The sequence below is a fragment of the Marinomonas lutimaris genome (assembly GCF_019426345.1).
Classification (GTDB): domain Bacteria; phylum Pseudomonadota; class Gammaproteobacteria; order Pseudomonadales; family Marinomonadaceae; genus Marinomonas; species Marinomonas lutimaris.
In genome coordinates, this window is record NZ_JAHLLW010000028.1 from 1 (window position 1) to 13,006 (window position 13,006).

General features: G+C 42.5%; 14 protein-coding genes. 5 read left to right on the forward strand and 9 right to left on the reverse strand.

All coding sequences use genetic code 11. The features are described 5' to 3' along the window. Positions 1–92 precede the first annotated feature (92 nt). Genes dnaQ through KPL72_RS19640 form a run of 3 tightly spaced genes read right to left on the reverse strand, consistent with a single transcriptional unit; the run spans position 93 to position 1,983 of the window. On the reverse strand, positions 93–806 hold the full coding sequence (dnaQ, locus tag KPL72_RS19630) for a DNA polymerase III subunit epsilon (protein ID WP_212918457.1): 714 nt from the start codon (positions 804–806) through the stop codon (positions 93–95). Next, the gene (rnhA, locus tag KPL72_RS19635; protein ID WP_249411739.1) at positions 803–1,246 is read right to left on the reverse strand and encodes a ribonuclease HI; all 444 of its coding nucleotides are present in this window, start codon (positions 1,244–1,246) and stop codon (positions 803–805) included. Before rnhA ends, dnaQ begins: the two co-directional genes overlap by 4 nt. Beyond that, a complete protein-coding gene (locus KPL72_RS19640; protein ID WP_212918456.1) occupies positions 1,243–1,983 on the reverse strand; it encodes a class I SAM-dependent methyltransferase in 741 nt (246 codons plus the stop codon). The genes rnhA and KPL72_RS19640 overlap by 4 nt, the downstream gene beginning before the upstream one ends. 96 nt (positions 1,984–2,079) lie before the next feature. On the opposite strand from KPL72_RS19640, the gene gloB reads away from it, so the two are divergent. Continuing rightward, complete coding sequence (gene gloB, locus KPL72_RS19645) at positions 2,080–2,853, forward strand: hydroxyacylglutathione hydrolase (RefSeq protein ID WP_219704162.1); 774 nt, start codon at positions 2,080–2,082, stop codon at positions 2,851–2,853. Between the two features lie 54 nt (positions 2,854–2,907). Continuing rightward, positions 2,908–4,557 (forward strand): lytic transglycosylase, encoded by a 1,650-nt coding sequence (locus KPL72_RS19650; protein ID WP_212918454.1) that lies wholly within the window; start codon positions 2,908–2,910, stop codon positions 4,555–4,557. Between the two features lie 91 nt (positions 4,558–4,648). On the opposite strand, the gene ppnP is transcribed toward KPL72_RS19650, so the two are convergent. The 4 genes from ppnP to KPL72_RS19670 all read right to left on the reverse strand — a co-directional run bounded on the left by ppnP (position 4,649) and on the right by KPL72_RS19670 (position 7,975). Beyond that, positions 4,649–4,939, reverse strand: a complete 291-nt coding sequence (gene ppnP, locus KPL72_RS19655; protein ID WP_219704163.1) for a pyrimidine/purine nucleoside phosphorylase — start codon at positions 4,937–4,939, stop codon at positions 4,649–4,651. 53 nt (positions 4,940–4,992) lie between these two features. After that, positions 4,993–5,904: a transcriptional regulator GcvA gene (gene gcvA / locus KPL72_RS19660; RefSeq protein ID WP_346729537.1), complete on the reverse strand. Its 912-nt coding sequence runs from the start codon at positions 5,902–5,904 to the stop codon at positions 4,993–4,995. Positions 5,905–5,996: 92 nt separating this feature from the next. Next, positions 5,997–7,343, reverse strand: a complete 1,347-nt coding sequence (locus KPL72_RS19665; protein WP_212918452.1) for a DEAD/DEAH box helicase — start codon at positions 7,341–7,343, stop codon at positions 5,997–5,999. An 86-nt stretch (positions 7,344–7,429) separates the two neighbouring features. Continuing rightward, complete coding sequence (locus tag KPL72_RS19670) at positions 7,430–7,975, reverse strand: DUF1285 domain-containing protein (protein WP_219704166.1); 546 nt, start codon at positions 7,973–7,975, stop codon at positions 7,430–7,432. Between the two features lie 170 nt (positions 7,976–8,145). On the opposite strand from KPL72_RS19670, the gene KPL72_RS19675 reads away from it, so the two are divergent. Continuing rightward, positions 8,146–9,105, forward strand: a complete 960-nt coding sequence (locus KPL72_RS19675) for a methylenetetrahydrofolate reductase (protein ID WP_219704167.1) — start codon at positions 8,146–8,148, stop codon at positions 9,103–9,105. A 19-nt stretch (positions 9,106–9,124) separates the two neighbouring features. On the opposite strand, the gene KPL72_RS19680 is transcribed toward KPL72_RS19675, so the two are convergent. Next, positions 9,125–10,132, reverse strand: a complete 1,008-nt coding sequence (locus KPL72_RS19680; RefSeq protein ID WP_219704168.1) for a glycosyltransferase family 9 protein — start codon at positions 10,130–10,132, stop codon at positions 9,125–9,127. A 110-nt stretch (positions 10,133–10,242) separates the two neighbouring features. Here KPL72_RS19680 and KPL72_RS19685 point away from each other — a divergent pair, with 110 nt between their 5' ends. Together KPL72_RS19685 and KPL72_RS19690 are read left to right on the forward strand one after the other, a co-directional pair. Then, complete coding sequence (locus KPL72_RS19685; protein ID WP_219704169.1) at positions 10,243–10,953, forward strand: 3-deoxy-D-manno-octulosonic acid kinase; 711 nt, start codon at positions 10,243–10,245, stop codon at positions 10,951–10,953. Beyond that, positions 10,946–11,875 (forward strand): lysophospholipid acyltransferase family protein, encoded by a 930-nt coding sequence (locus KPL72_RS19690; protein ID WP_346729536.1) that lies wholly within the window; start codon positions 10,946–10,948, stop codon positions 11,873–11,875. The genes KPL72_RS19685 and KPL72_RS19690 overlap by 8 nt, the downstream gene beginning before the upstream one ends. A 72-nt stretch (positions 11,876–11,947) precedes the next feature. On the opposite strand, the gene KPL72_RS19695 is transcribed toward KPL72_RS19690, so the two are convergent. Further along, positions 11,948–12,931 carry an LLM class flavin-dependent oxidoreductase gene (locus KPL72_RS19695; RefSeq protein ID WP_219704171.1) on the reverse strand — a complete coding sequence of 328 codons (984 nt, stop codon included), beginning with the start codon at positions 12,929–12,931 and terminating at the stop codon, positions 11,948–11,950. Between the last annotated feature and the right edge of the window lie 75 nt (positions 12,932–13,006).

The window sequence follows — 13,006 nt, forward strand, 5'->3', positions numbered from 1 at the left end:
ACCCCCAATATTGGTTGTCCAACTATTGGGGGTCACTTCATCTTAGAGGGCATTTTTTATCTGTTGGATCATGAGCGCACTAAATCACTAATCTAATGCTTAATCCGCCATAACGACTGTCCTGATTTTTTATCAATCAAATCCAGACGCTCTTCATGAAGTTTTAATTCATCTTCACTTGCTCGAATAATCTTCAAAGCAGGGCGATTTTGAGAAAACCGACGAATTTCTTCGACTCCACCTTCCTCTTTGGATTCAGAATCAGAATTATTGGCAAGGCCAAGACTCGTCTGTCCACCTGTCATCAACAAGTAAACGTCAGCAAGAATCTCTGAGTCTAAAAGAGCGCCGTGTAATTCACGATGAGAGTTGTCTATACCATAACGCTTACACAGGATATCTAGATTATTCTTTTGCCCCGGATGCTTTTTACGGGCATAAACCAAGCTATCAAACACACCACAAACTTCTGCGGTTTTAGGAAAGCCACCGATTCGGGCAAACTCATGATCCATAAAGCCAATATCAAACGGGGCGTTATGAATAATAAGTTCAGCACCTTTTATAAAATCAAAAAACTCTTGAGCGATTTCATGAAATCGCGGCTTATCAGCCAGAAACTCGTTACTGATCCCATGGACTCGAAAAGCCTCTTCTTCTACTTCCCTATCAGGATTGATGTAAACGTGGAAATGTCGCTTAGTCAGTTTACGACCAATCATTTCCACACAACCAATCTCGATAATACGGTGTCCTTGTTTTGGGTCTATACCAGTTGTTTCCGTATCAAGCACTACCTGTCTCATGATGCCGCCCTTAATTCATCAATACCCTTATTTGCTAATTGGTCAGCAATTTCATTACCTTCTATGCCAGCATGACCTTTTACCCATTTCCAAGTAACTTCATGATGCTGGCACTGCTCATCCAAAGCTTGCCATAGATCTTTATTTTTAACTGGCTGCTTAGAAGCCGTCATCCAGCCTTTTCGCTTCCAGCCAGACAACCACTCAGTAATGCCTTTTTGAACATAAGAGGAATCAGTATAGAGTGTTACTGAGCATTTTTCTTTCAACGCCCGAAGACCTTCTATTGCCCCCATAAGCTCCATTCGATTATTAGTTGTGTCGTGCTCGCCACCACATAGGTGTTTTTCATGCTCACCAAAAGTAAGCCAAGCCCCCCAACCGCCAATACCTGGATTCCCCTTACAAGCACCATCTGTGTACATTACGACCTTTTTCACTCTTTCATCTCTTTTGCTGTTGGGTTTGTTAATGGAGGCACTCTAACTCGAGCCCCTGACCAACGAGGTTTTAATGGAATAAAACGCCTTACCTGCTTGGTTGCCGTCATCACGTACACTCCACTAAAAGGCAGTTTTAAAGGCCTTAAAGCTTTATCAATCCAAGTAAAGCGCGACCGCCACTTACCACTCTGTAGTGGCGGCTCATAATAAACAAAACGTTTTGATTCTAAGGTCAAACCAGCCACTTTCAACCAATCTTCTAGACGCTGATGAGCAATAAAGTGCCCACACCAAGGCGCCTTAATTTTTTTGGTAAATAGACGACAGAACCCCCATAAACTCCAAGGGTTAAAACCAACAATAACCAGCTTGCCACTTGGCAATAAGGTTCTTGCCGCTTCCCTTAAATCATCATGAGGAGTGGCTGATATATCCAACGTATGATGGAAAACATGGACATCCACACCATCAGCCTCAAACGGCAGCTCACTTGCCCTAGCAACAATAGTATTACTAGGCGCTCCAAACTCTAAAACTGGCGCGATTAAAATACTTTCGCGCAAACGATGGTTCTGTAAAGAAAAATCCCTAAGAGGAGATTGACTCACTAAATAATAACCGACCGCAGAGTCAAGTTCAGAGGCTATCTCCTTGAGCTCTAATTGCAACAAACTCTCGCCTAGGTTACTTTTGTACCAATTTTGAAAAAATTGTCTTGATTGATCATCCAACATACAATGAATTCTCTATTTAAAACGGCATGACGGTGTATTTATTCTTTTATTGGCGCGTCATATGAAACACAACAAACTCTTAAAAGTAGGCATTTTATGACTATCTTTCCGCTTCCCGCCTTCCAAGACAATTATATCTGGATAATCCAAGATAAAGATAGTTCAGACATCTGGGTCGTGGATCCAGGCAAGGCAGATGTTGTTTTAAATTACTGCCATGAACAAAAAAAGACCTTAGCAGGCATTTTAATTACTCACCACCATAAAGATCACACAGGAGGAGTCGCTGAGCTAAAACAATACTCAAACTGTCCCGTTTATGGACCAGAACACCTTACAGATCTAGTCACTCATCCTGTCGATGAAAACGATCTAATTCAAGTTCTCTCACTCTCATTCAAGGCCATAGCAACACCGGGACACACCCTCGACCATCTATGCTACTTTTCAGCACAAGAACCTCCAATTTTGTTTAGCGGCGACACCCTATTTAAAGGCGGTTGTGGTCGCATAATGGAAGGCACACCTGAACAAATGCTAGCAGCGATGATGAAGATCTCAGACCTGCCAGATGATACGCTAATTTATGGTACCCACGAATACACCCTGGCCAACTACCGCTTTGCACTTTCAGTAGAACCAGCCAACCAAGACCTAATAGAAAACAATAATGCGAGTCAAAAATTACGAGCTGTCGAAAAACCAACCTTACCCACAACACTTAGCTTAGAGAAAAAAACTAACCCCTTCTTAAGAAGCCATATAGATGCTCTTAAAGTTCAAGCAGCACAACAACTTAACGAAATTCCAGCTGCAAATTCTGTGGCTGCATTCAGCCAAGTTAGACGCGCCAAGGATAGTTTTAGTTGACCTATTGCGCTACAACCTTAAAATGTCGAAACTTTACTCAATTTTGTGACCTAAATGATATATAAAATTTTATGGGTTTGCCTTGCCAGCCTAGCACTAAGTGCGTGCCAAACCACCTCAAAAGTAGAAAGAAATAACGCTTCCTCCGATCTTATAGATTCGTCTGAAGAGACCGATGTTGTAGAAGCAGATACAGAACAGTTAGGTTTCATTGATACGGTTCCTCCTATTGATGAATCCGCAACAGAAGACACAATTCCTACTGAAGAACCTGCTATCGCTGCCACAAAACCAAAAGCACCAGAAGACATTTGGGAAAGGGTGCGCGCAGGATTTCAACTAGACTTAGACATAGACCGCCCACGACTGTCATCACAGTTACGTTGGTTTAGCTCCCACCCATCGTATTTAGATAGAGTTTCAAAGCGTGGTGAACGCTACTTATACTATATTGTTGGCGAACTCGAAAAAGCCGGCATTCCAACTGAAATCGCTTTATTACCTATCGTTGAGAGTGGCTTCGATCCTTTTGGATACAGCCATGGCCGCGCCTCTGGCCCTTGGCAATTCATCCCATCTACAGGTCAAATGTATGGACTTGATCAAACTTGGTGGTACGACGGTCGTAGAGATATTATTGGCTCAACTCAAGCCGCGATTGCTTACTTAACGCGTTTAAATAAAATGTTTGATGGCAATTGGTTACATGCCCTTGCCTCTTATAACTCTGGCGAAGGTACCGTATTAAGAGCGATCAGAAAGAACAAGAAAGCAGGTAAACCGACCGATTTTTGGTCTCTGGACCTCCCTAAAGAAACTCGAGCCTACGTTCCAAAGCTGATTGCCCTAGCAAAAATCATTAAAAACCCAGAAAAGTACAACTACTCAACTTACTTCATTCCAAACAAGCCATATTTTGATGTCGTCAACATTGGCGGCCAACTCGATCTAGCGCAGGCTGCGGACATGGCTGGAGTAAGTATAGATGAGGTGTACTTGCTGAACCCAGGTTTCAACCAATGGGCAACCTCTCCAGATGGCCCTCACAGACTGTTAATGCCAGTTTCAAAGTCAAAGCAATTCAGAACCAAACTAGCAGAAATTCCTAGCAAAGAACGGGTTACTTGGGTCCGCTACACAGTAAAAGCTGGCGACAACTTGCTTCTCGTTGCCAAACAGCACAATACGACAGTCAATGTTCTGCAGGACGTCAATAAGATCTCCACCACTATGATTCGTGTTGGACAAGAACTGATGATCCCAGTTGCTGGCAATAATATAGAAAGCTATACACTTAGCTCTCATCAGCGCTTATTGGCCAAGCAATCTCATGCACCAAACCGCAATCGCATAAAAATAAACTACACAGTTAACTCCGGTGATAGCTTATGGCTCATCTCAAACAAATACGGGGTAGATAGCAAGACACTGGCTCGATGGAACAACATGGGGCTTGCTGATCCACTCCTACCAGGCAAGAAACTCGTTGTCTGGCTAGAACCTAAACAATCAGAAAACAGCACACGCAGCGTGATGAAGAAAGTGGTCTACACCATTCGCTCTGGTGAATCATTAGCTGTTGTGGCCAATAAATTCAAAGTGTCTGTAAATGATATTCGAGATTGGAACCCAAAGGTTGGCAGTAAAAAATACGTTCAACCAGGTGACCAAGTCACACTACTAGTGAATGTCGTTGGCGGTTAACTCTTTTCTACCTCAACAAAAAAGGGCTGATGAAATCAGCCCTTTTTTTATGCGTTACATATCAGAAATACAACCAATACTTTAAGCAGCATTACTCATAGCGACAAAGATAAGCAGTCGTTTCCGTGACTTTCAATTGGAAAGTCTGGTTCGCCTCAACAATAAAAGTATCACCCTTAGCAAAGGTCTTCCAATCACTTTCTGTCGGCAATTTAACAGTCAAAGCCCCAGATACCACTGTCATATATTCTCGCTGACTGGTACCAAACTCATACTCACCAACAGCCATAACACCAACAGTGGATGTGCCTTCAGCATTATCTAATGCAATAGATTTAACTTGATCATCAAAATAGCTATTTACCTTTAACCCAGTGCTCATATACAAGTTCTCATTTACGTTTTAAAAATATATGCTGTATCAACTAAATACATTTACGTATTTTTGTTGCCAACCATCTCTTCAATAATCCATTCTTTAAAGGCCGACATGGCAGACGTCACGGAGCGTCGCTTTTCATAAACCAAGTAAAAGGATCGCGCCGTAACCAAAGGCTGGTCAAACAACACCTTTAAGGTACCTGCTTCAATTTCGGGCATAACCAGATCCACATTGGACAAGGAAATACCTAAACCTTGAGCTGCGGCACCCGCTGTTAACGAACCACTAGAGAACATCAAACCACGACGAAACACCTTTGGATCCAAGCCGTTTTGCTTAAGCCAATCATGCCACTCATCTTTGCGTTTTGTAACATGAAGCAAAGGATAAAAACGCATATCTTCTGGTGTATTAATCGGTTGATCTGGACGAATTAGTTTTGGGTTACAAACAGGAGAAAGCTTGGCTGGCGTTAGAAAAAGCGACTCCACATCATCCCAATCGCCGTAGCCGAAATACACTGCCATATCAATATCACCAGCAGAAAAATCAATTAATCCTATCGAAGAGCTTATCTCAATTTCAATGTCTGGGTATTGCTGCTGAAAACTTTCCATTCTTGGCATTAACCAGCGAGTAAGAAACGCTGGTGCAACGGCCAAGCGAAGAGATCCCGATTTTTGCTTACTTTTAAGCTCTGCGGTGGCGTTTTCCAACTGTTCAAAAATACTTTTTATTGGCTTTAAGTAAGACTCCCCAGCTTCCGTTAAGATCACTTTACGTTTAGTTCGACGAAATAGCTCAAGGTCTAGAAAACTTTCCAGACCTTTAATTTGATGACTAATTGCAGAAGGTGTGACAGACAATTCCTTGGCTGCCTTGTTGAAACTGCCATGGCGAGCGGCAGATTCAAAACACTTCAATGAATTTAGTGGGGGTAAACGATTAATAAGCTCATCTCCAATAGATAAGGAAGATTAATCAATAGCGTGAATACAGCTCACCTGTCAATTAATAAAATCTAACCCTTTAGATAATTAACAAAAAACAACAAAGACTATTCGTCTTCATCGCCAACATTGTCTGGCGCAGCAAAACGCTTAGGTGGCAATTTAAACGCATCAAAACCATCTTGCTGATTATCATGGAAGCGCGCTTTACCTGCTGGCTTTTTATTCGTTTTCTTAGGTGCCTTCACTGGTGCTTTAGAACTGTTCTTCTTGCTAGCTTTACTAACAGGCTTCGGCGGAAGCAAACCTTTAAACTTAGGTTCAAGACCTTCAATAGATTCTGTCACAAAGGTCTTTTGCAGGAAAACCTCTATTGCTTTGAAATTCACCCAGTCTTTAGGCCCAACCAAAGAATAAGCATCACCTTTAAATCCAGCACGACCAGTACGACCGGTTCTATGAACAAACTCTTCGGCTTGCTTTGGCAAATCAAAGTTAAAAACATGAGACACACTGGCAATGTCCAAACCACGGGAAGCGACATCGGTACTTACCAATACATCAAACTGCCCTTTCGCAAAGCTTTCCATAGTTTTATTACGAGCACTTTGAGACAAGTTACCATTCAAAGCTTGAGTACTTAACCCCCAACCCGCAATGATCTCGGATAAACGCACGGTATCAGTTTTCGTTGCCGTAAAGACAATGGCTTGTTTAATGGTTTGGCCCACTAACAAGTGTTTCAGCAAGGCTTCTTTATGATCCAAATGATCGCACAGCAAAACATGCTGAGAGATATCGGTGTGCTCATCAAAACCTTGACCAATAGCAACTCGTGACGGCTCTCGCAAAAGCTCACCAGCGATTTCACTTACTTCGGTATTATCTAGCGTTGCAGAAAAGAACAAAGTTTGACGCTGACGATGACTTGCTGCCGCATTAATAGCTCGCATTGCATCAGCAAAACCTAAATCCAACATGCGATCCGCTTCATCTAAAATCAGCAGTTCAAGCCCTTCCAGAAAAACGTGACGCTGCTTTAAGTGATCAACCAAACGACCTGGTGTCGCCACAATAAAATGCGGGTCTTTTTGCAAGGATTTATGTTGATCATTAAAGTTCTCGCCACCTTGAATCAAGATAGAGGTAAAACGGCTCGCGGCTAACAAAAGACGCAATTGAGCAAAAACCTGCTTTGCCAACTCGCGAGTTGGCACTAAAATCACTACTCGTGGATCACGCTTAGACAAAGCTTTTTTCTTGTAAACTCGATGCAACGCAGGCAAAAGATAGGCAAGTGTTTTTCCCGAACCTGTTTTTGACGACGCCAACAAGTCTCTACCAGCCATTGCTTCTGGAATAGCACGAGCTTGAATCTCAGTTGCCTCATCAAACCCCAAATGGCCAATGGACTTTAAAATGCGATTATCAAAACCAAATTCTTCGAATAACAAACAAACACCCCTTCAAAACTAAAATACTACGCGAACAACGCGTCACGTCTAATTCGCGCATTATAACCTAGACGGGGGCAAATTCGTTATGCATCTTGCATTAAAAGATAGCTTTTACCGGCGCTTATTATCCCCATACCAACACCTTTCGGTGTCTCGACCTGTTCAAGGCTTTCGGCAATACCATAAAACACATTTCGCCCTACCAAAGCCTTCATACCATAACGCATTGAAATATAAGGCCGCTCTTCTTCCTTATACCAATCCATCCAAAGATCGCAATCAATCCCAAGCACCAGAACATCGTCAGTTTGCGTCACAAATTCTATTGCTCGACCAAGTTCGGTCTCTATCCATTGCCAACGAGTAACAAGAAAAGGAGCATCTTCAACTTGAATTCGAACCTTCTCGACAGGCGTTACTAAAAAATGCTCACCATTTTCAAACCACAATATTCGGCTAAACATAGTTACCATTGAAGAACGCTTTATCCTGCCACCTTCATGAAACCATTCACCATTCGCTTTAATCAACATATCCATATCACCGCAGAAAGGTGGTTTCCAATTATGCACAGGTGGCAGGCTAGAAGACTCTGCCTCAGAAAGACCTTTTAATTCTATATTTGACATAATCCCTCTCTATAAGATTAGCGCGCCTCACTTCATCAACAATATTATTCAACTTCCAAGCAAAGCCTTGAATTCATTTCACTGTTAGAATAACGCCAACAAACATCACGAGACGCAGACCAAAACCTTTGTACAATATTATCTGCCTCGTCTACATAGAGTGTGACATTATGAAATCGGAATTAGCAAAAAAGCTTCAAGATCCTAGTCGAGGCGTTTACTTCATTGGCACAACACCACCAAAGTCCTCTCTTGGAGAAGAACAACTAGAACAAGTAAGTCAAAAGCTACTTGAGCGCCTTGATAATATCGACGTCGATGGTTTAATTGTTTATGACATTCAAGACGAAACCAGTCGCATTGACAAGCCACGCCCTTTTCCTTTCATGGAAACTCATGACCCACGAGCTTGGTCAAAGCGCCTTCACCAACAATCCGATAAACCCGTAATTACTTACAAATCTGTCTCATCACGTAGCCCTGAAGAATTTTCCGGCTGGTTAACCGAAGCATGGGAACAGTATGGCATTCGTGATTTGGTACTGGTTGGCTCACCGTCTTCAAATGGTGATATTAAACTGCCATTGCCACAAGCTTATGAAACCCTAAAAGCATCACCTCATGAGTTTAATCTTGGCGGTGTGACCATTGCAGAACGTCATGCCAAAAAAGGTGACGAGCATTTACGCCTATTGAAAAAATCCGAGTCAGGTTGTGAGTTCTTTATTTCACAAGCCGTTTATAACCACCAAGCGACCGCAGACCTAATCAGCCGCTACGCAAGAACCTGCAAAGAAAAAGGCGAAACACCTAAACGTATCATTTTGACCTTCACACCATGTGGTAGTGCCAAAACACTTGAATTTATGGAGTGGTTAGGAATTTCCGTACCAGATGCAACTAAGCACCGTATTTTGGATGCTCAAGCGCCACTAGAAGAGTCTATTAAAATTTGCCGTAACGCATTAGAACAAATCATTGAAACCGCACTACCACTTGATGTTCCACTTGGTTTAAACATCGAAAGCTTAACCAACCGAAAAGAAGAAATTGACGCCTCTATCCAGCTTTACAAGCTACTAAAAGCGACACTAGATCTTAAGCTTGCTGAGCAGTCTCTGTCTAAATAGTCTTTCTAAATTGGATGCGCTAAATAAGCGCATCCAATTTAGCTAAAACCTGCTCAACATGAATATACTGCATAGCCTTAGGATCATGCACAGTCGTCGCCCAAGGCAACTCGCTTACAGGCTTGTTATATTCCTTCTCAGCAAGCTCCTCGTAAACACTAACGACATTCTCTATATCATTATAAGGCCCAGTACGCTTCGGATTGGAAAGCGCATACAAACCCAATACTGGCGTTCCAACCAAAGTGGCAATGTGCGCAGGACCAGTATCTGGACTTACCACTAGTGAAGCACCTTTAATGAGAGTACACATAGCCTCAACCGAAGTTTTACCTACCAAGTTAATAACACCATCAATGTCAGCCTGAATATCCTGAGAAAAAGTCACTTCCAACTCGGACGGCCCACCGGTTAAAACGGGCGTTAAACCTTTTTCTAGAATGCGTTTAACAACCGCCCGATTTCCTTCTAATGTCCAGTTCTTTTCAACTTTAGAACCACAAGGATTCACAACCACATAAGAGTCAGGTAAATCAAAATCGATTTCAGGTAGGGTTAATTGACATGGAAAAGCAACGTCCGTAACACCCAAAACACTGGCGACGGACAAAAAAGAGTCTAGTACATGGTAGCCTTTAGGCTCTGGCGCCAATTCATTCACAAACCAATTTTGTTTTTCACGCGACCGAGACAAAGAAAAACCAATACGCCTCTTCACCTTGAGCATTCGTGTCAAAACGCTCGATCTTGATGACCATTGCAAATGCAGTAGCGCGTCAAATGTGACATTTTTAAGTTTTGCTCTAAGCTCAAACATGCCAGAAAGCCCACTTTTTTTGTCATACTCGATAACGTCAACACCTGCTAGTAAGCGCACCAATCGAGCTTCCAACGGAGATGTAATCCAAGTAACCTTAGCGGTAGGATAAAGCTTCATCATAGCTTGCACTACGGCCACCGCATGACACACATCACCTAACGCAGACAATCGAACCACTGCTATTTGTTGAATATCCTGTTGTTGCATGTCTTCCTCATTAAGGCTGCTTAAACTTGGCAAGTATTATAGAATAGTCCCCTTTGAATGTGTCCAAATTTATAGACATTACTAAGACCACATTATTTAAAGCGAGCAAAATGCCACAAGCCATCAAAATATCGCCCAATACAATACTGTTAAAAAGCGACCCTACATTACCGCTATCAGAGGCTTGGTTTGATCCAGAATTCTGGCAGTCACAACAAGCAGTAACTGGAACAGGAAATGGCCGAGGTGCAGTCTGGTTTATCAACAGTCAATTTGGAAAGTTTGTCATTCGACGCTACCGTCGAGGCGGACTCATCGCCAAGTTCAACAAAAGTCACTTTTTTTTTACTGGCCAAAAACTCACACGCCCTTGGCTTGAACTAAGTTTATTAGAGTATATGCGTTCGATAGACTTGCCCGTTCCACACCCTATTGGCGGCCTATATGTTCGCGAACAAGGCTTTTATCGCGGTGAGTTACTGACACAAACAATAGAAAACGCAAAAGATCTTTTTGACATTATTAAAACGGGAAGCAGCCATACCTTGAACTGGCAAGAAATTGGAGCTGTGGTTAAACGTTTCCACGACGAAGGTATTTATCACTCAGACTTAAACTGTCATAACATTATGATTGATCAAAACAACAAGGTTTGGCTTATTGATTTTGATAAATGCGAGCAAAGACCTCAGGATGAGAAATGGAAACAATCAAACATTGATCGATTAAAGCGATCGTTGGACAAGGAGTCCAACCTACACAATCAATTCAATATTTCTGATGCGCAATGGCGCAACTTTTTGGAAGGCTACCGTGGCTAAAAAGATATCAACTCTAGACAAAAGCATCACTAACTACCTTGGCCCAAAACACTGGCTAAGCTGGTTCGCAATGGGAATCGCCTATGCACTAAGTTTCTTACCTTGGTCACTACAACAAGGGCTAGGAAAATACCTAGGCCGTACATTGCACGCTATTGCCAAAAGACGTCGCCACATATGCGATGTAAACTTACAAATTTGCTATCCAGAAATGAGTGAGAGCGAACGAAAAGCACTGACCAAAGCACATTTTGAAAGCATGGGAAAAGGCACTATTGAAACTTTTTCCTCTTGGTTTCAAAGCCAGAAAAAGTTTCAATCACGAATCACTTTTGAAGGGAAAGATGTGGTAGAGCGAGTATTGGCTAAAGGCCGCGGCTGCATCCTGATTAGCGGCCATTTTTCTTCTCTCGACTTTTGTGGAAGCCAAATGCCGCGCTTTATCGACGCTCATCCTATTTATAAATTACAAACCAACCCTGTAATGAACTGGGTAATGGAACGCCAACGCAAAGCAATTTTTTCTAAAACCATCGAACGCACCAACATGCGCGAAGTACTAAAATCTCTCAAGCAAAATAAAGCCGTCTGGTACGCCGTCGACCAGGATTACGGTAGAAAAAACTCTGTCTTCGCGCCTTTTTATGGCCGCCAATGCGCAACCATCGCTCACATTGGACGCATAGCGAATATGACCAATGCACCCGTTGTACTTTACGACTATGGAAGAACGGAAAACGGCTACCTTCTAAAGTTAACCGAAGTCGAAAACTACCCAAGCCAAGATGATGTTGAAAACGCGACTAGAATTAATGAATTGATGGAAAAGGTTATAGCACCTAAAAAAGAACAATATTATTGGACACACAGACGCTTCAAAACTCAGCCAATAAAAGGCGACCCATCACCTTACGACAAATAAAAAAAAACCACTGGGAGACACAAACTTCCAGTGGCTTTTTGATACATTTTATAGACTGTCACTCTTTTTAGGTTACAGACTATCTCTCACTTCAGCCATCAAACGCAATGATTTTAACCTTGCTTCAGAATCATGGATTGGCATAGAAATAATCAACTCATCAACCTTTGTTGAATCAATAAAACTCTCTAACTGAAAGGCAACAGATTCCTTTGATCCTACAATAGCGTACTGCAACATATGCTCAACCATGTGCTTCTCGCTCGGCGACCATATGCCATCCATACTATCAACCGGTTTTGCAAAAGGAAGGTTTCGGCTACGACGCAAATTAACGAATTGCTGCTGAGCAGAGGTAAATAAATATCTCGCCTCTTCGTCTGTATCCGCTACGACAGCCATGACTCCAGCCATGGTATGAGGTTTAGAAAGTTGCTCGGAAACTTTGAAGTTACGACGATATACAGTGAGCGCTTGAATTAATTGATCAGGTGCAAAATGCGAAGCAAAGGAATATGGCAAGCCAAATTCAGCAGCAACCTGAGCACTATATAAACTCGAGCCCAACATCCACAAAGGCACATGAGTACCGCGACCGGGAACAGCCATAATCCCCTGATCGCCATCACCTAGCAATCGCTGTAACTCCAAAACATCATCTGGGTAACTATCAACAGAAGCGTCCATATTGCGACGAAGTGCTCTTGCTGTTTGCATATCTGTACCTGGCGCTCGCCCCAAACCTAAATCGATACGACCAGGATAAAGCTCTGCCAAGGTACCAAATTGCTCAGCGATAACTAGAGGGGAGTGATTCGGTAGCATGATACCACCCGAACCAATGCGAATCTTTGAAGTTGCTGCGCCAAGGTGAGACAACACAACAGAAGTTGCTGAACTTGCCACACCAGCCATTCCATGATGCTCAGCCAGCCAAAAGCGCTCATAATTAAGCTCTTCCGCTGCAACCACCATACGACGACTCAAAGCCAAGGAATCAGCAACAGAATGCCCCTCAGCAACAGGCGCTAAATCCAGTATCGAAAATGGAACCATAGTACTTACCTAATAAATAAAGAATATTCCTACTATTTAGGACTCATAAGCGAAAGTTACAAGCACTCAATCATG